Genomic DNA, 20,832 nt, shown 5'->3' with positions numbered 1-20,832 from the left:
GCGGGGAGGGCCGCCCCCTGACAGCGCCCCGGCGGGGGCCCGGTCAACCAGCCTGCAGGGGAGGCAGCGCGATGGCAATTCTTCTTTCAGATATCAAGGTTCACTATCCCGGGGTGAAGGCCCTTGATGGCGTGACTGTCGAATTCCGCGAAGGCGAGGTTCACGGCGTCATCGGCGAGAACGGAGCGGGAAAATCCACACTCATGAGTGTGTTGAGCGGCTACAAACGGCCGACGCATGGTCATATCTCGATAGACGGTCAGGAAACCACCTTCGCCAAGGCCGCAGATGCGGTTGGAAAGGGGATCGCGCTGGTTTCTCAGGAGGGGAGCCTGATCCCTTCCTTCTCGGGCGCGGAAAACATTACCCTCGGGCACGAATTCACCCGCTTTGGCCAAATCGTAGACGGGGCTCGGGCCCTGGCTCATGCTGGTGCGATGCTGGCCCGTTGGTTTCCCGGCACCCGGATCGATCTGTCCTGTCCCTGTTCCGACCTGCCTTATGCCGATCAGAAGATTATCGAGATCCTGCGCGCGCTGAGTTCCGAGCCGCGTATCCTGATCCTCGACGAACCCACAGCCACCTTGCCGGCCCGCGAGAAGCAAAGCCTCTGGGCGCTTATCCGCGCAATTTCGGATGCCGGGGTGGGCGTGGTGCTGATCAGCCATTTCATGTCAGAAGTGCTGCATCTGTCTGATCACATCACGGCTTTGCGCGATGGGCGGCTGGTCACAACCACTGCCGCGGCAGGACGCAGCGAACGCGACCTCGTCGAGATGATGTTCTCACGCGAAGTCCATGACAGCCTGGAAACCGCACAGGACAGCCTTCTCGAGGATGAGCTTACCCATATCGACCCCGACAGCATCGTCTTGTCCTGCAAGGGATGGCGCAGCCCCGAATTCGCGGTGGATGAATTTCAGATCGCCAAAGGCGAGATCGTGGGACTGATCGGCTTAACGGGGGCGGGCCATTTCCGTTTTGCAGGCTCGCTGTTTGATCCGCGCATCGCCCGGCAGGGCCAGCTGAGTTTTTTTGATCGCGATGTATCGCGCAACACCTGCCGCCAGATGATGGTCGCGGGGGCGGCCTTCATCCCCGACCACCGCATGATCAATGCGCTGATCGCCGACTGGAGCATCCGCGAGAACACATCTCTGGTCAGCCTGCGGCGGCTGGCAAATACGGTTATGCGTTTCATCAGACCAGATCTCGAGGCTCAGGCAACACGGGAGGCTGCGGCCAACCTGAATGTCAGAATGTCCTCGGTCGAGCAAAAGGTCAGCGAGCTGAGCGGGGGCAACAAACAGAAGGTCTCCATCGCGCGCTGGCTTTGTTCCGGGGTGGAGCGGAAGCTCTTTATTTTCGTCGAGCCCACTGAGGGCGTCGATATCCACTCGAAGGCCGAAATTCACCGGGTGATCCGCCGGCTCGCCAGCCAGGGGGCTGCGGTTTTTATCGCCTCCTCCGATCTGCCGGAGGTTACCGCCCTGGCACACAGGATCGTTCCCTTCGTACAAGGCCGGGCCGGCAGGCCCATCCCGCGCTCCGATTTCAATGAGCAGCGCCTGATTGATTCAATTGCAGGAGAGGTAGCATGACCGAAGCCACCAATGACACCATCAGGCTGCGGCGCGATCGCACCCCCACACTGAAAACCCTACAGAAATATGGCACGCTCATCGTGCTTGTCATTGTGGTTGCCGTCTGCGGCCTTGCCAGCGACAGGTTTCTCAGCATTTCGAACCTGCTCAACATCCTGCAGCAGATCTCGATGCTGACCATCGTAGCGACAGGGCTGACCTTCGCTTTCGCGACACGCGAGATGGATCTTTCGGTCGGATATATCGTCGGCTTTGCCGGGCTTGCGGCCCCGCTTATGCTGGTGGCGGGCTGGCCGGTCTGGCTTTCGCTTGCGGCGGCGATGGCGGGCGGGTTGCTTGTGGGGATGCTGAATGCCTTTCTGGTCGTCGCGATCGGAGTGCCATCGCTGATCGCCACGCTCGCGGTGGGCTCGATTATGTTCGGCGTGAACTTTACCATTTCCGGCGGCAGGGCAATCTATGGCGGCCTGCCGCCGGATTTTCTGGTGATCGGTCAGGGGCAGATTCTCGGTATCCCGACCCCTGCGGTCATGATGCTTGTAACGGTCGTCCTCTCGTGGCTGCTCCTGGAAAAAACGGTGTTCGGACGCCGGCTCTATGCGGTTGGGGCAATCCTCGCGCGGCTGAGTTGTCGGGAGTGCGCGTGAACCGGTATCGGGTGACGGGTCTGGTGCTTTGCGCCCTCTTCGCCTCAGTCGCGGGGCTTCTGCTTTCTGCAAGGCTGGGCTCTGGTCAGCCGAATGGCGGAGAGACCTATCTGCTTGACGGGCTGGCCGCCGTTTTCATCGGCATGACCATGATCAAGCCGGGAACGGCCACGATCCCCGGCACCTTTTTCGGGGCATTGCTGATCGGTGTGATGAATAACGGTCTGAACCTGATCGGCATGGACACCTACATCCAGAGCATGGTGAAAGGCATCGTTATCGTTATTGCCGTCTCCATCGTCTCGCGCACCAGCAGCCTCAAACTGCTCTGACCTGAAGCCTGAATCAGCGAAACGGATAGCCAAATGAGCGAGAAACTTGCGATGTCGAAGACGATTGCCGATGTGGTGATCGTCGGGGCCGGACCTAGCGGGGCGGTGGTTGCCAAACGTCTTTCAGAACAGGGACTTAGTGTGGTCTGCCTCGAGCAGGGAAGCTTCCCCGACTATGCTCTCATCAAGAACCAGGGCGTGGATTTCGAATTCACCAAAGACCGGCATTTCAGCTGGAACCCAAACCATCGCGCGGCGCCCTCGGATTACCCGGTGGACGATTCCGAATCCGATGTGGCGCCCCTGATGTGGAACGGTGTGGGCGGAAGCGCCGTGCTCTATGCCGCTGCCTGGCATCGGTTTCGCCCCAGTGATTTCAGGGTGCGTACGCTGGATGGTGTCGCCGATGACTGGCCGATTTCCTATGAGGATCTGGCACCCTATTACGACCGGGTCAGCGTGGATTTCTCGGTCTCGGGTGTGGCAGGCGATCCGGCATGGCCCTATCACGATGTTCCGCTGCCCCCCTTCAACCTGAAGGTGATGGAAAAGAAGATGATCGAGGCGCATGATCGCCTTGGCTGGCACTGGTGGCCGGGCTCTAATTCGATTGCCAGCATCAAACACAACGGGCTTGAACCCTGCGTCCGTCGCGGGGCCTGCCTCTGGGGCTGTTTCGATGGCGCGAAAGCCTCTCCTGACCGGACACATTGGCCGAAGGCGCGACGTCTCGGTGCCGTCCTGCTGACCAATGCGCGGGTGCAGCAAATCGAGGTGGACAAGGAAGGCCTTGCGCGGGCGGTTATCTATGTTGATCGCGAAACCGGGACAACCTATCGCCAGCGCGGGCGGATCATCGTGCTTGCAGCCAATGGGCTTGGAACGCCAAGGCTCTTGCTGAACTCTGTCAGCAATGCGTTTGCCGACGGGCTGGGCAATCGCTCCGGCATGGTAGGCAAACGGCTGATGATGCACCCATATGCCACGGTGATCGGCCTCTTCGAGGATTTCTTCGAGAACTGGCAGGGGCCCTTCGGACAGCGCCTCTATTCGATGGAGTTCGCGGAAACCCGCAAGGACACCGATTTCCTGCGCGGTGCTAAATGGCAACTTATGGGAACCGGCGGGCCGCTCAACACCATCGGTGCCTTCCCCTGGGGCGACAATGCCGGCTGGGGCAAGGACTTCCACAAGACCGTCCATCAGCGCTTTGGCCGTTCCATCGACTGGTCAATCATCGCCGAAGATCTTCCGGAAGAGACAAACTATGTCACGCTACATCCGACCATGACGGATGAGGACGGGCTTCCGGCACCGAAGATGGTCTATCGCAACAACGAAAACACCCGGCGCCTGATGCAGTTCAACGTGGAACGGGCTGAAGAAAGCCTCAGGGAGGCGGGTGCCTATGAGGTGCTGCGCGCCCCATTCTTCCGCGAGACCGGCTGGCACATGCTGGGCACATGCGTGATGGGCGAGGATCCCACCCAATCTGTCGTGGACTCTTACGGGCGATCGCATGAGGTGAAAAACCTCTTCATTGCCGATGGCAGCGTGATGCCGACATCCAGCTGCGTGAACCCGACCGGCACCGTCGCCGCTCTGGCCTTGCGCTCGGCAGAGCACATCCTCGAAACCGCCCGCAATCAGAGCGTCAGCCTGGCAAACGTCTGAGCCCCCAGCTTTGAAGAAAGGAGCCGGATATGCCGGACACCAAGACCCTTGACGCTTTTTTTGCCCATAACGGCGCTTTGCTGCAGAAAATCATGGATACGCTGATCCCGGCCGATCCTGAACGTGCCATGCCCTCGGCATCCAAGGCGGGGGTGCTGGACCGCCATCTGCGCGCGGCCCTTCTGCGGCGTGACGATCTGGCACCCGGCTTCGTTCTGGCGGTCGGGCGCGCTGCAGAGCTTGCCCCTGTCGATCTCGACGGGCTGCTTACTCTCTCTGATACGGATTTCGGGCTGATCAGCCGTGTTATCGCGGGAGCCTATTTCATGAATGCCGAGGTGAATGAAAGGCTGGGATATCGTGGCCAGTCCGAAATGCGCGAAACGGTCGATTATGACGAGATCATCTCTCTGATCGAAGGCCCCGTTGGTCGCGGCGACGTCTACACGCATATCTGAATCGTAATGGGCGATGCACAGCCCCCCATAACGGAAAAAGTGAGAGTTAGGGCATGAAGGTATTGGTACCTGTCAAACGGGTGATTGACTACAATGTGAAAGTTCGCGTGAAAGCGAACGGATCGGGTGTCGATCTCGCGAATGTCAAAATGTCGATGAACCCTTTTGACGAGATCGCGGTGGAAGAGGCGATCCGCCTGAAGGAAAAGGGTATCGCGACCGAGGTCGTAGTGGTTTCGATAGGCGTCAAACAGGCGCAGGAAACGCTCAGGACTGCACTTGCGATGGGCGCAGACCGCGCGATCCTGATCGAGGCGGCCTCGGATGTGCATACCGATGTCGAGCCGCTGGCGGTTGCGAAACTGCTGGCCGCTGTGGTGAAAGAAGAAGCCCCCGGCCTGGTTCTGGCCGGAAAGCAGGCGATCGACAATGATCTGAACGCAACCGGCCAGATGCTGGCAGCGCTTCTGGGGCAGGCCCAGGCAACCTTTGCCTCAGAGATTGTCATCGAGGGCGACAAAGCCAAAGTCACCCGTGAGGTCGATGGCGGCCTTCAGGTCATCGAAGTGAAGCTGCCAGCGGTCATCACGGTCGATCTGCGCCTCAATGAGCCGCGCTATGCAAGCCTGCCGAATATCATGAAGGCCAAGGCAAAGCCCCTGACTGTCAGGACACCGGCAGATTGCGGCGTCGATATCACGCCGCGCCTGACCGTTATTAAGACCACCGAGCCGGCGGGCCGCAAGGCCGGTGTCAAACTTGCCTCGGTCGATGAGCTGGTGGCAAAACTCAAAGACGAAGAGGGCGTGATCTGATGGCTGTTTTGCTGATTGCTGACGTGAATGAAGGGCATCTTGCCACGGATTCGGTTGCCAGAACCGTAACCGCGGTAAAATTCCTTGGCGAAGTGCATCTGCTGGTCGCGGGTCCTGCGGCTGCGGCAGCCGCCGCAGCAAAGCTCGAAGGCGTGGCAAAAGTGCTCAATGCCGACGATGGTAACGGGCTTGCAGAGCCGCTGGCCGATCTGGTGGTCGGCCTGGCCGGCGCCTACAGCCATATCACCGGTCCTGCGACCGCCAGTAACAAGAACATATTGCCGCGCGTGGCGGCCCTTCTGGATGTCATGGTGACCTCGGATGTGACCTCCGTGATCGGCGCCGATACATTCGAGCGCCCGATCTATGCCGGCAACGCGATGCAGACTGTGAGATCCTCGGATGCGAAAAAGGTCTTCTCTGTCCGAACGGCGGCCTTTGCGCCGATGCCTGAAACTGGCTCTGCTCCCGTCGAAACTGTGTCCGATGTGGCGGCAACCGGTCTTTCAACCCTGGTAGAAAACCGTTTGGCCGCCTCTGAACGCCCGGATCTGACCTCCGCCAAAATCGTGGTCTCAGGTGGCCGCGGCGTCGGTTCGAAGGAAAGCTTTGCGGTGATTGCGGCGCTGGCCGACAAACTGAATGCCGCCCTGGGGGCCAGCCGCGCAGCCGTCGATGCGGGCTATGCGCCGAATGACTGGCAGGTCGGTCAGACCGGAAAGGTGGTGGCGCCAAACCTTTATGTCGCGATTGGTATTTCGGGCGCGATCCAGCATCTTGCCGGTATGAAGGACTCGAAGGTGATCGTCGCCATCAACAAGGATGAAGAAGCCCCGATCTTCCAGGTCGCCGATTATGGCCTGGTGGGCGACCTCTTCACCCTGGTTCCCGAACTTTCCGACAGACTCTGAGCATCGCCGGCGGAAAGTGGAGATGCCCTGCCCCGCACACAGCGCCCGGTTGCGGAATTCTGCCCGGAATGTCACATAAAGCTGATGACAGGCCCGCGCGAAGTTCGCAGCACCCTGTTGCAATATCCTGACCGTGCAAACCAACCGAAGCTCGCCGCAGCGCGAGCGGCCGGTAAAAGGGGGGAGCAGTTGAAAGACAACAGGCTGTTGGAAATGCGCGTTGTCCGCGCCATCGTCGAAGCTGGGGGCTTTAGTGCAGCCGCGAGACAGCTTGGGGTCAGTCAGGCATTTATCAGCCAGGCTATCCACGGCCTGGAAAAACGTTTAGGCGTAAAACTCCTGCATCGCAGTACACGCGGACACCGGCTGACTGCCGAGGGTGAGTACTATGTTACAGAGGCCGCCCGCATTACAGACAGTGTTGACCAGTTTGAGAGCGATTTTTTAAGTTTGCGCGCGCAGGTGTCGGGATCTTTGCGTATTACAATCCCTGTTGCCTTTGGCTACGATCAAATTCTTCCCAGGTTGCCACAGTTCATGGAGCAACACCCTGACATAGAAATAACGGTCAATCTGAACGACGAGGTAGCAAACCTTATAGAGAACGGATTTGATGTTGCAATTCGAATGGGGGTAATGGAAAATTCAACTTTAATTCGACGAAAGCTCTGTGATCTCAGGCGGCTGGTTGTGGCAGCGCCGTCTTATATTGCGAAATATGGCTTGCCGGACACCCCGACGGATCTTTCCGGTCATAATTGCTTGATGTGGTTCGGTCGTCGGGAACATCTGAATAGATGGCCTTTCATAGTTGACGGTGAGCAGCGTATCATACAAATCGCGGGTAATTTCAAAAGCACCGATGGCCTTGCGCTGTCAAATCATTGCCTGGCTGGTTGCGGAATCATGCGTATGGCAGAGCATTTGGCGCTTCCCTATATTCGGCAAGGAAAACTTGTCAGACTTTTGCGTTCTCATGAATTTGTTGATCAAACGGCGATTCAGGCGGTATATTTGCCGGAGAGGCATCCGTTACCGAGAATAAGAGCATTCGTGGATTACATGGTCGAATCATTCAAGATTCCGCCTTGGCTGAGTTATAAGTTATGAGTGTGAATTGGGCGGCTACCGGGCTCCGTTGCACAAATCCTATTATGGTTCCTGTTGTGAAACCATCGTGATAGCTGGGGTCGATGTGCAGCCCGAGCACTCTGACCGACCGAACACCTAACTGACCCGCTTATAACAAAGCGCTCGAGCGTCGTGAATCTCTGATAGTGTGGTTCAACCGTGACATGGTTTGGGCGGAGGAACCCAATCGCAAGCATGGGCAACAGCCCGTCTACAGCGATGCTGCCATCCAAATCGTTGACGGTACCAGCATTGCAATCGATCATCGACTTGACTTCTCCGCAGATCCCATCAGTCTCGAAATCGGAAATGAGGGAATTTTTTTTTGGCTGACCATCAAAGCACCATATTCCGACACGCATCCTGCCTGGCGAAAGAACGGGCTGGACGGGCTGCTGCGGATTGATCCGGATGAACTCTTCATCGAGTGATTGAGAACGGCCAAGCGCTCGACTGGGGACAGCTACCTGCCTATAAAATTGACTTCAAGGAACCTGACGCGGCAAAACACCGGAAGTATGGACTGCATCATCCGTGGCGCAGCATTTGCTAGGCGTGGGCGGCCCAAAGCCGACATTCACGCCAAATGCAGCGAAAGAAGGGTCCAAGCCTATTGCGGACGCGGAAGCTTGGAAAGAATCGTGGAAGACAGATGTCGGAAACGGCATTTCACAAGAATGCGAGGGACGACAAAGCGGCTCTATGATAATGTTGTATCTTGGGCGCACTTTTGTGTTCGGCATACACATCGACCTGCGCCGTACGCAGCATGCGCGCCATGACGATACGCAGGATGACGGCGGCCTATTTCCTAGCGAACCGAGCTATGCCGGGCAGTGACCAGAAGACGGAGTTGGCGTCGTTAAGCCTGCCCCAAAAGAACTCTCGGCCCAAGCTTTCCATTCGAGATTGGGCCTGATCCTTGAACAGCGCTTCGCTCGCTTCAGCGGATTTCTTGTCCGCAAAGGGCTGCGAGATCATACTGATCCTCCACTTGCCGCTGGCAGCGGGGGGGATGCCTGCGTTCAGCTCCACCAGTCGGCGTTTGGTGTCGTTTGAAACGCCAATTTTCATGGCGACGGACTTGTCGCCGAACTCCTTCTTCCGAGTGAGCCGCGCGTGTCCGTCGCCCTCGAAGACGGCGAGGTAGACGTAGGCCTCGCCGTCTTCGTAGTGAGCAGTGCGCTCGCCATGGCTTCCCGGGAAAGCCCGAGACGGCTTGAACACTTGGCCGAACGGGATCAACCCCGTCTCCTCCGTTTCCACCGATGGTTCGCCGAATACGTTAACCTCCCGGACCCTGATCTTCAGGGCCTGCTCGATTTCGTCGTCATCCAGTTCCGCACCGTGTACGGCCAGCGCCTGTCCTGCCGCTGCACGATAGGAGCGATAGGCGATTTGGCTGATCAGCAGCTTCTCCTCGGCACGCCAAGCGCTATTCTGTAGCAAACTATCAACGGTGCCGCATTCGTCCCCGGCCGAGGCTGTGTCATAACTGGGTTCCGGAGCTGCGATGGAGAATGATATTCCAAAACGAAGGTCCTGTGCTCGCATCGGTGCGAATCGGAGACCTATTGTTGGCTTCGTAATGGAATTTTATTCTGCGTCACTGCCATAAAGTCGAGTTTTGACACACCCTCGGCCGAGCCTGTGTCAAAACTCATCCATGGCCCGCTGACCCTGGAACAATGTTCCATGATAGTGCAATAGGAGGGAGTATCGTTCAATCGCCGCGCATGATATCCACTTCAAACAGAAAATCGTTCGTCGCTGTTGAGGGGATTTTTGGTTTTGACACAGGCTCGGCCCATTGCGGACGCTCAGCCCCGACCGATGCTGCGCGGCGGCGTTCCCGGAAGCTGCCGGTCGTCTTGCTCCGCAGCAAACACCCAGCCAAGTCGGCAGCGATGCGGGACGGAGTTGCCGGTCGCCCTAGCCGCATTCCGCAAAGCTGTCGTTCAAGTAAGGCCGCGCATTTGATGATCGCAAAAGCCCGCATCAGGCAGATGTGTATCCGCTGTGCATCAGGTGACGGCGTGTTTCCGGCGCCCACTTTCGCCGTGCAGCGCAAAAGTATATCTGCCAGAGACGAACCACACCCGCAGCCAAGGAGGGCATGACATGACAGCATTCATCATCACAACCCTTCCTTCGGATCTGACGCGGGTCTGACAGCCCTCGGGGCTTTCCTTTCACCCGTCGATCCATCTGCGGCCATTTTGGTCGCGTGTTCTGTCATGGAAAGACAAACCCGATGGGCACTCCCATTTTGGGGGAGCAGAGCGCCGCGCGCGCCCGCATCTCCCGTTTCTATTCATCGCAAGCCTGGATCGAGGGCCGGGCCGAGGATCAGCTTGCTCAGGTGGCTGGCTGGCCCGGCATGGTGGCCGTCGCAGGCTTCCCCGACCTGCATCCCGGCCGCTTCGGCCCAGTCGGCGCCAGCTTTCTGGCCGACCGCATCTGGCCGCAACTGGTAGGGCCGGACATCGGCTGCGGTATGGCTCTCTGGCGGCTTGATCTGCCGCGTCACCGGCTGAAGATCGACAAAGCTGTCCGACGGTTGGCCGTGCTGGACGATGGTGCCGATCCTGAGGATGCCGCCAGCGCGCTGGTCACCGCAGGCATCGAAGGGCTGATCGCCGCCGATGGTCTGGGCAGCATTGGCGGCGGCAACCACTTCTGCGAGGTGCAGGCCGTTGAAGAGATCAGCGGCCCGGAAGCAACCACGCTGCGGCCGGGTGATCTATGCCTGCTGGTCCATTCCGGCTCGCGCGGGCGGGGCGCACAGATCTTCGAGGGACTGGATGACAGCTGGAAGCAAGGCTACGCCCCGGACAGCGCTGCGGCCGGTCGCTATCTGGCCTTGCACGATGCCGCGATGGTCTGGGCGCGGCTGAATCGCGCGCTGATTGCCGCTCTAGCGGCCGAGGCGCTGTCCTGTGAGGCTTGCCTGATCTGCGATACCGTTCACAATCAGGTCGTGGCTCAGGACGGGCTGTGGCTGCACCGCAAGGGCGCGGCGGGAGCTGATCAGGGCCTGGTGCCCCTGGCCGGGTCGCGCGATGCGCCCAGCTACGTTCTGTCGGTGCCGGACCTTGTGCCTGAGGCGCTTGGATCGGTGTCACATGGGGCGGGGCGCCGCTATGACCGCGCCTCGATGCATGGGCGCGTGCGCAAGGCGAAGTCTGACCTCGCGGCGCTGACCCGCAACCGCTTTGGCGGGCGCGTGGTCTGCGCGGACCGGGATCTGCTGATGGAAGAGGCTGGCTCCGCCTACAAGAACCCCGAAGCGGTGGTGAGTGATCTGGCCGATTTCGGCTTGGCCCAGCCCATCGCGCGGCTGGTGCCGCTGATTACCTTCAAGACGGCTGGCAAAGCCGTTGCGGGAGATGCAGAATGACGGAACGGGAAACCCTTTTGCTGTCCAGTGGCAACGGCCCCGGCGAATGCCGTCAGGCTGTGGCACATCTGCTGGTCCGGCTCGCTGAAGAGGCCGAGCTGCTGGGTCTCGATATGGACGTGGCCGAACGTCCCGCGCTGCATGGCCCCGCCTCGGCGGTGATCGTTCTGACAGGCACAGGTGCTGCGGAAATGGTGCGGGAATGGGAGGGCAGCATCCTTTGGCGCTGCGCCAGCAGTCTGCGGCCAAAGCACCCAAGGAAGAACTGGTTCGCCCAGATCTTCCGCCTTGCGCCAGTTCCCGTCGCGATCCGAATCGACGCGGAGACGGTGGAGATGCAGGCCATCCGTGCCGGCGGTCCCGGGGGGCAGCATCAGAACAAGACCTCAAGCGCGATCCGCGCCCGCTGGGTCGATCCGGAGGGGCGGGCCTGGTCGGTAGTGGTCAGGGACAGCCGCTCACAGCACATGAACCGCCGCGTCGCGCTGGACCGCCTGTCGGTGCTGATCTCGGCCGATCGGGCACAGGCTCTGGCCACGCAAAAAGCGGCGGTGCATGACATGCACGGCCAGATCCAGCGCGGTGACCCGTGCAAGGTCTTTGAGGGGGAGGAATTTCGGGGAGTCAGGTAGCTTGGACCATGTCGGAGGGCGGGGTATCACGCCCTTCCAATAGGACGGCCCTAATCGGACATTGGTTATTTTCCAGCCACGCCGCAGTGCGGCGCGCCAGACCAGATCTTCGCCGCAAGTGCGCACTAGCTGGTGAATATGTGCCGTAGAACGGCTTGAGCGATGTCCAAGGTGGGAACTGCCAGCATGGCATATCCCAGAACTCCAAGCACCAGGGCGCATATTCGTGCGGGCTTATAGGTGTGCATCATACCAACCCACCATTCTCTGGCGAGAAAGCCTATGTAGTCGCCATGCTTAGAGAACATTTCGGCTCTGACGTCTGGCCTAAAACCTGAAACCACGGGCTTCTTGGAGCGCTGCGTGCCCAACACTATCCAAAATGCCTCTGTCCGTTCGACCCACGCTTCAGAATGAACGCGCTCTTCTATCTGGGCCAGATCGTAGACGCTGTATCGCTGCCTTACTACTTCAGAAAATTCCAGGTCGCTTTTGGCGGCTTCCAACACTTCTGGGCGGAACAATCTGTAGGTCAGAAATGAACAGAACACGCATAGGCTGCCGAAGAACACCAATCGAAGCTTGGTCAGGCCGTCCAAGAGGAAGGGAGATCTCTCAGTTCCAGCAACGCCTGCTAGTGCATCGAAAGAAAGAATCCCAGCGATTTCATCGTTAAAAAGGATCAGGTAACCGGCTATAGGTATCAGCCCTACGACCCGCGTGAAGTCGTTGCTTGCAACACCCTTCACGGTTTCCCAACGCACAACTTTCCAATCTGTACGCGATTTCAACAGTAGAGCACCTCCGCAAATTTCGATCCAACCTACAATCTGATGCACCAAGCGCCACCCCAAACGGGCACGGCCCATAGCCGCCGCTCAGTTCTCCCTGATGCTGCATCGCCGTATTCCTGGAAGCTGCCGTTCGACTTACACCACAGCATAGTATCGGACATGATGGTTGAAATGTGCGATGGAGCGGACATGGCAGATTTTATCGATCTTCTTTCTTAGTGGGTGCGGGCCAACGACGCATATTTGTCAGCTCACACCTCTCAAACGGTCGGATCTGCGACGCAAAATCTCAATAGTTGTCAGGAGTGCAATCGAAAGCACCACAAGTATTGTTGCAACCGCGAGGATTGCCGGGCTGATGGATTCGCGAATTCCATTCCACATTTGCCGCGGGATGGTTTGCTGATCCGGGCCCGCAATGAACAGGACCGCGACCACCTCATCAAAAGATGTGACGAATGCAAACAGGCCGCCGGAAATAACCCCGGGCAGAATCAGCGGCATGATCACTTTGAAGAACGTAATTCTGGGGTTTGCCCCGAGGCTTGCGGCAGCGCGGATCAGCGACTGATCGAAACCCGACAGTGTTGCCGTGACAGTGATGATGACAAAGGGGATGCCAAGCACGGCATGGGCAAGCACAATTCCGGTATATGTCGAGGTCAGGCGACCACATTGCATGCCGATAATCGAACATGGGTTAGAGTAGAAGAAAAACATCCCCGTCGCCACGATGATGATCGGCACGATCATCGGCGAGATGAGCAAGGCCATGATCAGTCGCCGATAGGGCATTTCCGGGCGCGACAGGCCAAGAGCAGCAAGGGTGCCGAGAGTGGTGGCAAGGATCGTTGACCAGAAACCTATGATCAGCGAGTTCCGGGCCGCTTTTACCCAGGCCGCGTTGGCCCACATATCTGACCACCAGCCACTGACGGCGTCAGGTTGCTGCATTCCCGTTGAGACCAGGGCATCATACCACCTGAGGGAATATCCCGCCGGGTCGAAAGTCAGCATTTTCTCGGTAAAGGTAAAATAGGGCTCGGCGTTGAAGGATAGCGGGATGATGACAAGGATAGGCGCGATTAGAAAGATGAAAATCAGCGTGCAAATCACCATATAGGCATAGTACCAGGCGCGCTCAAGCGGATCGGCATAGGTTTGGAGGGCCATATCTTTTTTCCTTAGCCGAGCTTGAGTTTGTCGATGCCGATAAGGCGGTCGTAGAGCCAGTAGAGCACCAGAACCCCGGCAAGCAACATCGCGGCCTGAGCGGCAGCCTGGCTCCAATTCGAGCGGGTCATGTGGAACTGGATCTGGTTGGAGAAGAGTTGTCCGTCAGCGCCCCCGACCAAAGCGGGGGTGATGTAGTAACCGACGGCGAGGATAAAGACCAAAAGTACACCCGCACCGATCCCCGGCAGGGTTTGGGGTGCATAGATGCGGCGGAAGGTGGTCCAGGAAGTGGCGCCAAGGCTGCGCGCCGCCCTTGCATAGGCAGGAGGGATCACCCGCATCACCGAATAGATCGGGAGAACCATGAAAGGCAGCAAGATGTGGACCATCACTATGATGGTTCCGGTCTGATTATAGATCAGTGCGAGGCGTCCGTCCTCCCCGATGATGCCTGCAGAAATCAACAGCGAGTTCAGGACGCCCTGGCCCTGCAGTAAGACAATCCAGGACGTGGTACGCACAAGCAGCGACGTCCAGAACGGCAGGAGTACAAGGATCATCAGGAGATTGGCCTTGCCCATCGGCAATGTCGCCAGAAGATGCGCAATCGGAAAGGCCAGCACCAGGCAGATGACCGTAATCACGCCCGAGAGCAAGAATGTCTTGCCGTAAAGCGCGAGATAAACGCGCGAGTGCTCATCCACACGTTCCAGCGTTCCGTCTGCTCCGCGCTGAATATCCAGTGCGGTCAGATAAAAATCTGACGTCCACGGCGAGGAAGCTTCGCGCATGGCGACCCAAATCTGAGGATCATCCCATTTTTGATCCAGGCCGAGGATGGCATCCCTGTAGGGCGCTTCCAGATCATCCGTTCTGCGTGCAGCGCTGGTGAAAAGCGAACGGCTGCCAGGCACACTGTAATTGATCCGGGTTCCAGCGGCTCCGGCCAGATTTTGCTCTTTCATGTAGCGCAGATCCGCGGCAAGGGCCGCAAAACCCGCCTCATCGGGCCGGGTGTCTTCGGGGTTTTCACTGAACCATTGGGCCAGCGAGGGTGCCGCAGCTGAGAAGCCATCGTGATACAGTGAGCGCTGAAGCATCTGGCCAATCGGAAGAACGAAGGTCAGCGTGACGAAAAGCAACAATGGTAGGACCAGTAGGAAGGCCCTGCGCCTGCTTCGTGCCTGGGCGCGCGCGAGTCTGAATTTAAGGGGCAGGCCTTCCGATGCCAGTGAACTGGCAGGAACGGCTGTCTGGGTGATACTGGCCATCGATCTCTTCCCTGAAGTTGCGTCCAGGCCAGGGGGATGTCCCCTGGCCGGTCCGGCATAGTGCTCAGTTCGCAATCAGCCAGTTGTTGAAACGCTCATTCAATTCGGTATCCCGGTCGACCCAGAATTCGATGGAGGTTTCAAGTGCATTTTCCCGGTTTTCTGGTGAGCTCGGCAAATTCGGAGCCATGACGGTTTTCCCGTCCTTGTAGATAATCTCCATCGCGTTAGAGGATTTGCGAGGAGGTCCGTAAGAGATATACCTTGACTGCTCAGCCAGTCCTTCGGTCGAAGTGGCGAACCGGACGAATTCCATCGCTTCTTCCAGATTGGGCGCCCCCTTCGGGATGGCATAGGTGTTCAGCTCGTAAATCTGACCATCCCAGATGATTTCAAAGGGCTTTCCCTCTTCAATGTATGCATTGAAGATCCGTCCATTATAGGCAGTGGTCATCAGAACTTCGCCATCCGCCAGCAATTGTGGCGGCTGCGCGCCGGCTTCCCACCAGACGATATCCTTTTTGATCGTATCGAGTTTGGCAAATGCGCGATCACGGCCTTCGGGGGTTTCCAGAATGGCATAGACCTCATCTGCCGGTACCCCATCGGCCATCAGTGCGAGCTCCAGAACAGCTTTAGGATTCTTTTTCAGACCCCGTTTGCCCGGGAATTTTTCAGTGTCAAAAAAGTCCGCGGCTTTCGAAGGTGCTTCGCCGCTGAACTTAGTAGAGTCAAAGGCAATGATATTCGCCCAGAGGTCTGTTCCGACAGCGCAATCTGTTATGCCACCATGAAAGAAATCCTCTTCCGCAGCAGTTCCATCCGAGCCGGCAGGCAATGTGGCCGGGTCGATGGGCTCAAGCATTCCTTCATCGCAAAGACGGGTGGCATCTGCCAGCTCGATGGAGGCTACATCAACCGTGACATTCCCAGCTTCGACCATGGCGCGAATTGGCGAAGCCGCATTGTCGGTATCGACCATCTTAGTACGTATTCCAGTCTTTTCTGTGAATGGTTTCAGATGCGCTTCATTCTGTGCAGTTCCATATGCACCACCCCAGGACATAACAGTGACGTCTGCCTGGCTCGTGAAAGCCATACAACTCAGAACAGTGGAAAGAAGCAGTTTTCTCATTTCATTTCTCCCGGTTGATTTTTTATTGACCGGCTGCGCAGGGCCGGGGTCTTCAACGACTGGTCTTCAGACAGCGTCAAGCGCACGCGCATCCTGCGGATGCCAGCCGATCCGAATCTTTTCGCCCGGATTAAGGCGTCTTTGCCCGATGGAATTTCTGAGCTTCACGACGAAATCCTCGGATCCTGCAACCCGCATACGGGCACGCAGAATATCGCCCATATAGATGATCTCCCGGACTTCAGCGTCCAGAAGATGGGCATTTTCTGGCATCAGTTCAGTATTGATTTCCACTCGCTCGGGGCGGATTGAAACTATGGTCTTCTCACCTTTTTTTTGAATGTTGACCGCAGTTGCATCAATCAGCTCGCCGGTGGCCATACGGATCAAAGCTCTGTCATCACGCAGTTCTTCGACAATTCCCGGAAGTTTGTTATTCTCGCCAATAAATTGCGCGACGAAACTGTTCCCGGGGCGTTCATAAAGATCGGCCGGAGGGGCGAGCTGCTGAATACGGCCATCATTAAAGACCGCAACCCGATCAGACATTGTCAGGGCCTCGCCCTGATCATGGGTCACATAAACAACCGTGATACCGAGAGAGTCATGCAGATGCTTGATCTCAAACTGCATATGTTCACGCAGCTGTTTATCCAGCGCTCCGAGCGGTTCATCCATCAGCACCAATTTCGGATCAAATACCAGCGCCCGCGCAAGAGCAATCCGCTGTTGCTGACCACCTGAAAGCTGAGCAGGGCGGCGCGCGGCAAAGGACCCCATCTGCACCATATCCAGCGCGCGTTTGATCCGCGTTTCGCGCTCATCCTTGCCCATGCTGCGCACTTCCAGCGGGAAGGCAAGATTTTCGCCAACGGTCATGTGCGGGAACAGTGCGTAATTCTGGAAGACCATTCCAATGCCGCGTTTATGCGGCGGCACCTGATTGATCGGTCGGCCATCAAGCAGGATCTGCCCATTGGTCGCAGTTTCAAAACCTGCAAGCATCATTAGGGAGGTTGTCTTGCCCGAACCCGACGGGCCGAGCATGGTCAGGAACTCCCCCTGGCTGATTGAGAGATTCAGGTCTTTGACGACAAGTGTCTCACCATCATAGCTTTTCTGTACATTCCTGAAGGCGACATATTCGCCAGTATCATGGGCCATCTGAATTGGTTACCTCCGCGATGTCCGGGCTATTCCCCGGATCGGTGTTCTCTGGTCAGGAAATCGGTCCCGCGCCTTCTTGCGCTTTTTGCCGGATGTCACGCAGCTTCGTTCGGGGGCGATCGGGCAGCAGACGTTCGGCCCAGAGCGCATGGCCAAGCAGCTCTTCGTCCTGCTGGCTGGCCGACAGCAGCTGGACGCCGACCGGCAGACCAGACCGCCCGGTCAGTCCCGGCAAAGTGATCGAGGGCAGCCGCAGGAGGCTCCACAAACGGCTGAAGACCGGATCGCCGGTGGAAGCTAGCCCGACCGGGGCCTCGCCCGGTGCAGCTGGGGCAAGAAGGATGTCGAAACCCGCGATGAGTTCCGCCATCCGCAGCCGCAGCTCCTCGGCCTGGCACAGGTTTTTCAGATGTTCGGCGCGGGAAATGTCGCTGCCGTGGACCAACATCCTGTGCAGAACCGGGCTCATCATGTCTGCATGCTGCATCTCCTGAAACAGGCTTTGTGCTGCCTCGTAGGCCATGATGTCAGCCTGCAGCCGTGCCCCATCCGCGAAGGCTTCAAGATCGGTTTCGACTATCTCCGCTTCAGCGGCAAAGATCATACCGGCTGTCTGGATCGCCTGCCGGGTCGCATCCTCAGCCTGATCCCACCACGGGGTACGACAAAGCCCGATGCGGCGCGCCGGGCGTGGCTCGCGCACCGCTTTGGCAGCAACGGGGGCTGCCAGAACAGCATGGGCTTCGGCCAGGCTGCGGACATCTGCGGCCAGAAGCCCGAGCGTGTCGAAAGACGGGGCAAGCGTTCCGACACCCACCAGGCTGTAGCTGCCAAAGCCTGGCTTGAAGCCAACCACGCCGCAATAGGAGGCCGGGCGCGTGATGGAGGCCGCCGTCTGGGATCCCAATGCGATATCGACGAAGCCGCAGGCCACGGCGGCCGCCGATCCGCTGGAGGACCCTCCCGGCGTGCGCGTCAGATCATGAGGGTTCCGGGTCGGGCCAGGTGAGAAGAAGGCGAATTCGGTGGTGACTGTCTTCCCCGCGATCACGGCGCCCGCTGCGCGCAACTGAGCAACGGCAGCGGCATCGGCGGCGGGTTTGCGCCCTTGGTGCAGAGGAGAGCCGCTGGAGGTCGTGTAAGGCCGCGCGTCGATGATATCCTTGACCCCGATCAGCCGCCCGGCAAGGGCTCCGCTGGTCGGAGCATTGTCCAACTCGGCCTGCAAAACCCCGTAATCAATCGCGGAAAAGGCACGGATCTGCGCCTCGTCAGCCAGGATCCTTGCCTGACAATCCGCGAAATGGTCTGTGAAAGACATGATGCTACTGTCCGATCTGGGTTGAAGGCGGGAAGCGTCACCAGCTGCCGCTGTTTGGCAGCGACGCCCATGGCTCCTCTGGGGTAAGCCGCTCACCGTGCTGGAGAAACTCGATGGAAATTCCGTCCGGGGAACGAATAAAGGCCATATAGCCGTCCCGCGGAGGCCGGTTTATCGTGATCCCCGCCGCCGCAATCCGGGCGCAGGTCTCATGGATATCCGCCACTTCATAGGCGAGGTGGCCAAAGTTCCTGCCCCCTATGTATGCCTCCGGATCCCAGTTCCAGGTCAGTTCCAGAATGGGGGCATCCTGTGCTGCGACAGCCGCAAGATCATCCGGCGCGGCCAGATAGACGATTGTGTAGCGCCCGGCCTCAGAACTGCGCCGCCTCGTCTCCTGCAGGCCGAGCACGCCACAATAAAACGCAAGCGAAGCCTCAAGATCAGCGACCCGGACCATCGTGTGAAGATATCGCATCTTGTCTTTCCTCGGTGCGGCGGCCCGCGTCAGGGGCCGCCATTGCCTGGGTTCAGTTCGGGAAGGTCTTGTCGTCTCCCACAACACATCCGCCGCCAACGCGGCCAAAGCGGCCGTGACCGTCAATAATGCCAAGAAGAATGATCGGGCCGGTATTCGTGGCCCGGACCTTTGCCGCATCCGTTGCGGCGAGGGCACCGAATCCATCAAGCACCCCGTGAAGAAAGGTCGCCGGGCGCGTGGTCGCATCTGCGGGGAGATGGGCTGCGAGGGCTGCGCGCACGGGTGCCGCAGTTGCAAGGATCTGCCCGCCGAGACCAAGTACATCTACGATTGCGCTGTCACCAAGCGCCGGAAGCGGCGCGCTCTGTGCAAAACCCGCCCCGACATCGCCCCGGATCGCGGGAGCGGGAACAAGGTGCCAATGACCCGGATTGCCCGCGAGGTGATAGCCGAAATGCACGCCATTTCCACCGGCATGGGTCACAAGATCAGAGCCCGCAACTCCCGCCGCAGCAGAGGCGATCAGCCCACAGGTCGCCATCCAGACATTCAGGGCGAATGCCGGGGCTCCGTGCAGGAAAGCCGCTAACTGCCCGTCGCCGGTGCCGGCAGGTTTGATCGCGAGCAGCGCCGCGACCAACGCCTCCGACCCCGCAATTGTCCGGGAATGGCAATCATCCTCATGCGCAATGGCTTGCTTCAGTAACGGGAAAAGCGGCAGCGGAGCCTGCCCGAGCCTTTCGCTGATCCAAGGTGCCAGAATGTCATCGAGCCAGCGCAGATGGGCAATCAGATCCTCATGCAGAATACCGAGACGGGTGCAATGCACCATGCCCTCATTGATCGGGCTGAAGGCGGACCGGCCGCTGGCCCTGTCGGCGACCTCGATCAGCATCGTCGACGGCCCGGCCGCACCGGCGAGCGGCACATAGACGCCGTGATTTTGTGCGGGCTCGATGACCACATCGCCGCTTTCAAGCAGGGTCAGCGCCTGACCCTGATCAACCGCCCAGCCTTCGCGCCGCACGATATTGCTCAGCGAATTGCGCAGCGCAGCCGGTATCGCGGCAAAGCGGTCAAAGGGCGGGCCAGCATGAAGCACGACCCGGCGATCAAGGCCCGGCAGATCCCCCAGACGCCGCAGCCCGATCCATTCCGGCTGAACGGCATTCATCCGCGCAAAGGCAATATCATTAGGATCTGGCTGTGACATGGGCAGTCTTTCGCTTCTGTGGGGGGCGCGGGTTTCAGGCCGGTTGTTCGCAGGTCAAGTCTGTTCTTCGCAGATCCAGGACTCGCTATGCGCCAGGGCGGCGGACTGGGCGCGGCGATCGAAGAAATCGCGTTCAACGGTCTCCCCGGCCAGCCTGCGACCATCGACAGTGATCGAGGCCGACCCGGCTGGCTGGAACACGCTGAACATTTCATGCCTGCCGGTCTGACTGTCCTTCGGCGGCTGTGCGACCGCGAACATGTCCTGAAGATCACTCCAGCGCATTTCGACACGATGACCGCCGAAACTGGCAATCTCGGTCACGTGACGCGGATAATCCGCCTCGACCGAGAACGTCGCGCCGCCGATGACCTGCAGCGCATCGATGGCCTGTTGGGCCGGGCGGAACAGGCCGAATTTGCGCACGAAGTCATCAAGCAGATAGCGCGCCAGCTGTTCGTTATCGGTGGAGCACAGCCTGACCGGATTTGCCTGCCCGCGATTATAGGGATCCTCCAGCACGAGGATCATATGACCGCGACCATAGTCTGATCCGTTGACACGGAAGAAAAGCGCCAGCGTCGACCAGTCGCCGTTCGTGTCGGTCTTCAGATAGATCGGCGGGTTGTCCCCGGTCCATTCGACTTTGCCTTTTCTGACGTAATCCATG

General features: G+C 58.8%; 20 protein-coding genes and 1 pseudogene. 11 read left to right on the top strand and 10 right to left on the bottom strand.

Going from position 1 to position 20,832, the window contains the following annotated elements:
- Window positions 1-71 precede the first annotated feature (71 nt).
- The 9 genes and pseudogenes from QNO18_RS18725 to QNO18_RS18685 all read left to right on the top strand — a co-directional run.
- Window positions 72-1,601, top strand: coding sequence for a sugar ABC transporter ATP-binding protein (locus QNO18_RS18725; protein ID WP_283179063.1), 1,530 nt, complete (start codon window positions 72-74; stop codon window positions 1,599-1,601).
- Window positions 1,598-2,251, top strand: a complete 654-nt coding sequence (locus tag QNO18_RS18720) for an ABC transporter permease (protein WP_283179062.1) — start codon at window positions 1,598-1,600, stop codon at window positions 2,249-2,251. Before QNO18_RS18725 ends, QNO18_RS18720 begins: the two co-directional genes overlap by 4 nt.
- On the top strand, window positions 2,248-2,583 hold the full coding sequence (locus tag QNO18_RS18715) for a hypothetical protein (protein ID WP_283179061.1): 336 nt from the start codon (window positions 2,248-2,250) through the stop codon (window positions 2,581-2,583). Before QNO18_RS18720 ends, QNO18_RS18715 begins: the two co-directional genes overlap by 4 nt.
- Before the next feature lie 33 nt (window positions 2,584-2,616).
- Window positions 2,617-4,257, top strand: coding sequence for a GMC family oxidoreductase (locus tag QNO18_RS18710; RefSeq protein WP_283179060.1), 1,641 nt, complete (start codon window positions 2,617-2,619; stop codon window positions 4,255-4,257).
- A 29-nt stretch (window positions 4,258-4,286) separates the two neighbouring features.
- Window positions 4,287-4,715, top strand: coding sequence for a hypothetical protein (locus QNO18_RS18705; RefSeq protein ID WP_283179059.1), 429 nt, complete (start codon window positions 4,287-4,289; stop codon window positions 4,713-4,715).
- 53 nt (window positions 4,716-4,768) lie between these two features.
- Complete coding sequence (locus QNO18_RS18700) at window positions 4,769-5,530, top strand: electron transfer flavoprotein subunit beta/FixA family protein (protein ID WP_283179058.1); 762 nt, start codon at window positions 4,769-4,771, stop codon at window positions 5,528-5,530.
- Window positions 5,530-6,441, top strand: coding sequence for an electron transfer flavoprotein subunit alpha/FixB family protein (locus tag QNO18_RS18695; RefSeq protein WP_283179057.1), 912 nt, complete (start codon window positions 5,530-5,532; stop codon window positions 6,439-6,441). The genes QNO18_RS18700 and QNO18_RS18695 overlap by 1 nt, the downstream gene beginning before the upstream one ends.
- 84 nt (window positions 6,442-6,525) lie before the next feature.
- On the top strand, window positions 6,526-7,551 hold the full coding sequence (locus QNO18_RS18690) for a LysR family transcriptional regulator (RefSeq protein WP_283179056.1): 1,026 nt from the start codon (window positions 6,526-6,528) through the stop codon (window positions 7,549-7,551).
- A gap of 131 nt (window positions 7,552-7,682) precedes the next feature.
- Window positions 7,683-7,805: pseudogene (locus tag QNO18_RS18685) on the top strand (transposase); the annotation flags it as partial.
- A 571-nt stretch (window positions 7,806-8,376) separates the two neighbouring features.
- Here the strand turns inward: QNO18_RS18685 and QNO18_RS18680 are convergent.
- On the bottom strand, window positions 8,377-9,126 hold the full coding sequence (locus tag QNO18_RS18680; protein WP_283179055.1) for a GIY-YIG nuclease family protein: 750 nt from the start codon (window positions 9,124-9,126) through the stop codon (window positions 8,377-8,379).
- 700 nt (window positions 9,127-9,826) lie between these two features.
- Here QNO18_RS18680 and QNO18_RS18675 point away from each other — a divergent pair.
- Window positions 9,827-10,972 (top strand): RNA ligase RtcB family protein, encoded by a 1,146-nt coding sequence (locus QNO18_RS18675; RefSeq protein WP_283179054.1) that lies wholly within the window; start codon window positions 9,827-9,829, stop codon window positions 10,970-10,972.
- Window positions 10,969-11,604 (top strand): peptide chain release factor-like protein, encoded by a 636-nt coding sequence (locus QNO18_RS18670; RefSeq protein WP_283179053.1) that lies wholly within the window; start codon window positions 10,969-10,971, stop codon window positions 11,602-11,604. Before QNO18_RS18675 ends, QNO18_RS18670 begins: the two co-directional genes overlap by 4 nt.
- Before the next feature lie 125 nt (window positions 11,605-11,729).
- Here the strand turns inward: QNO18_RS18670 and QNO18_RS18665 are convergent, their stop codons facing one another.
- The 9 genes from QNO18_RS18665 to QNO18_RS18625 all read right to left on the bottom strand — a co-directional run bounded on the left by QNO18_RS18665 (window position 11,730) and on the right by QNO18_RS18625 (window position 20,831).
- The gene (locus tag QNO18_RS18665; protein ID WP_283179052.1) at window positions 11,730-12,473 is read right to left on the bottom strand and encodes a hypothetical protein; all 744 of its coding nucleotides are present in this window, start codon (window positions 12,471-12,473) and stop codon (window positions 11,730-11,732) included.
- 171 nt (window positions 12,474-12,644) lie between these two features.
- Window positions 12,645-13,571 (bottom strand): ABC transporter permease, encoded by a 927-nt coding sequence (locus QNO18_RS18660; RefSeq protein ID WP_283179051.1) that lies wholly within the window; start codon window positions 13,569-13,571, stop codon window positions 12,645-12,647.
- Window positions 13,572-13,582: 11 nt separating this feature from the next.
- Entirely contained in the window at window positions 13,583-14,845 is a 1,263-nt protein-coding gene (locus QNO18_RS18655) for an ABC transporter permease (RefSeq protein ID WP_283179050.1), read from the bottom strand.
- A gap of 64 nt (window positions 14,846-14,909) precedes the next feature.
- The gene (locus tag QNO18_RS18650) at window positions 14,910-15,980 is read right to left on the bottom strand and encodes an ABC transporter substrate-binding protein (RefSeq protein WP_283179049.1); all 1,071 of its coding nucleotides are present in this window, start codon (window positions 15,978-15,980) and stop codon (window positions 14,910-14,912) included.
- A 66-nt stretch (window positions 15,981-16,046) separates the two neighbouring features.
- A complete protein-coding gene (locus QNO18_RS18645) occupies window positions 16,047-17,144 on the bottom strand; it encodes an ABC transporter ATP-binding protein (RefSeq protein WP_283179048.1) in 1,098 nt (365 codons plus the stop codon).
- A 55-nt stretch (window positions 17,145-17,199) separates the two neighbouring features.
- Entirely contained in the window at window positions 17,200-18,468 is a 1,269-nt protein-coding gene (locus QNO18_RS18640) for an amidase (protein WP_283179047.1), read from the bottom strand.
- A gap of 37 nt (window positions 18,469-18,505) precedes the next feature.
- Entirely contained in the window at window positions 18,506-18,946 is a 441-nt protein-coding gene (locus QNO18_RS18635) for a VOC family protein (protein ID WP_283179046.1), read from the bottom strand.
- 52 nt (window positions 18,947-18,998) lie between these two features.
- On the bottom strand, window positions 18,999-20,162 hold the full coding sequence (locus tag QNO18_RS18630; protein ID WP_283179045.1) for a DUF1116 domain-containing protein: 1,164 nt from the start codon (window positions 20,160-20,162) through the stop codon (window positions 18,999-19,001).
- 54 nt (window positions 20,163-20,216) lie between these two features.
- Window positions 20,217-20,831 (bottom strand): hypothetical protein, encoded by a 615-nt coding sequence (locus tag QNO18_RS18625; RefSeq protein WP_283179044.1) that lies wholly within the window; start codon window positions 20,829-20,831, stop codon window positions 20,217-20,219.
- Between the last annotated feature and the right edge of the window lies 1 nt (window position 20,832).

This window comes from Gemmobacter sp. 24YEA27, from assembly GCF_030052995.1.
Classification (GTDB): Bacteria; Pseudomonadota; Alphaproteobacteria; order Rhodobacterales; family Rhodobacteraceae; genus Pseudogemmobacter.
The sequence above is the reverse complement of the archived record's forward strand: the minus strand, read 5'-3'. Positions and strand labels throughout refer to the sequence as shown.

Bases quoted from the DNA above. Each gene is read 5' to 3' on its own strand.
- QNO18_RS18690 (WP_283179056.1), top strand. From the start codon at position 6,526: ATGACAGGCCCGCGCGAAGTTCGCAGCACCCTGTTGCAATATCCTGAC.
- QNO18_RS18625 (WP_283179044.1), bottom strand. From the start codon at position 20,831: ATGGATTACGTCAGAAAAGGCAAAGTCGAATGGACCGGGGACAACCCG.
- QNO18_RS18660 (WP_283179051.1), bottom strand. From the start codon at position 13,571: ATGGCCCTCCAAACCTATGCCGATCCGCTTGAGCGCGCCTGGTACTAT.
- QNO18_RS18720 (WP_283179062.1), top strand. From the start codon at position 1,598: ATGACCGAAGCCACCAATGACACCATCAGGCTGCGGCGCGATCGCACC.
- QNO18_RS18640 (WP_283179047.1), bottom strand. From the start codon at position 18,468: ATGTCTTTCACAGACCATTTCGCGGATTGTCAGGCAAGGATCCTGGCT.
- QNO18_RS18665 (WP_283179052.1), bottom strand. From the start codon at position 12,473: ATGGGCCGTGCCCGTTTGGGGTGGCGCTTGGTGCATCAGATTGTAGGT.
- QNO18_RS18700 (WP_283179058.1), top strand. From the start codon at position 4,769: ATGAAGGTATTGGTACCTGTCAAACGGGTGATTGACTACAATGTGAAA.
- QNO18_RS18630 (WP_283179045.1), bottom strand. From the start codon at position 20,162: ATGTCACAGCCAGATCCTAATGATATTGCCTTTGCGCGGATGAATGCC.
- QNO18_RS18650 (WP_283179049.1), bottom strand. From the start codon at position 15,980: ATGAGAAAACTGCTTCTTTCCACTGTTCTGAGTTGTATGGCTTTCACG.
- QNO18_RS18670 (WP_283179053.1), top strand. From the start codon at position 10,969: ATGACGGAACGGGAAACCCTTTTGCTGTCCAGTGGCAACGGCCCCGGC.
- QNO18_RS18675 (WP_283179054.1), top strand. From the start codon at position 9,827: ATGGGCACTCCCATTTTGGGGGAGCAGAGCGCCGCGCGCGCCCGCATC.
- QNO18_RS18705 (WP_283179059.1), top strand. From the start codon at position 4,287: ATGCCGGACACCAAGACCCTTGACGCTTTTTTTGCCCATAACGGCGCT.
- QNO18_RS18655 (WP_283179050.1), bottom strand. From the start codon at position 14,845: ATGGCCAGTATCACCCAGACAGCCGTTCCTGCCAGTTCACTGGCATCG.
- QNO18_RS18710 (WP_283179060.1), top strand. From the start codon at position 2,617: ATGAGCGAGAAACTTGCGATGTCGAAGACGATTGCCGATGTGGTGATC.
- QNO18_RS18680 (WP_283179055.1), bottom strand. From the start codon at position 9,126: ATGCGAGCACAGGACCTTCGTTTTGGAATATCATTCTCCATCGCAGCT.
- QNO18_RS18725 (WP_283179063.1), top strand. From the start codon at position 72: ATGGCAATTCTTCTTTCAGATATCAAGGTTCACTATCCCGGGGTGAAG.
- QNO18_RS18645 (WP_283179048.1), bottom strand. From the start codon at position 17,144: ATGGCCCATGATACTGGCGAATATGTCGCCTTCAGGAATGTACAGAAA.
- QNO18_RS18695 (WP_283179057.1), top strand. From the start codon at position 5,530: ATGGCTGTTTTGCTGATTGCTGACGTGAATGAAGGGCATCTTGCCACG.
- QNO18_RS18635 (WP_283179046.1), bottom strand. From the start codon at position 18,946: ATGCGATATCTTCACACGATGGTCCGGGTCGCTGATCTTGAGGCTTCG.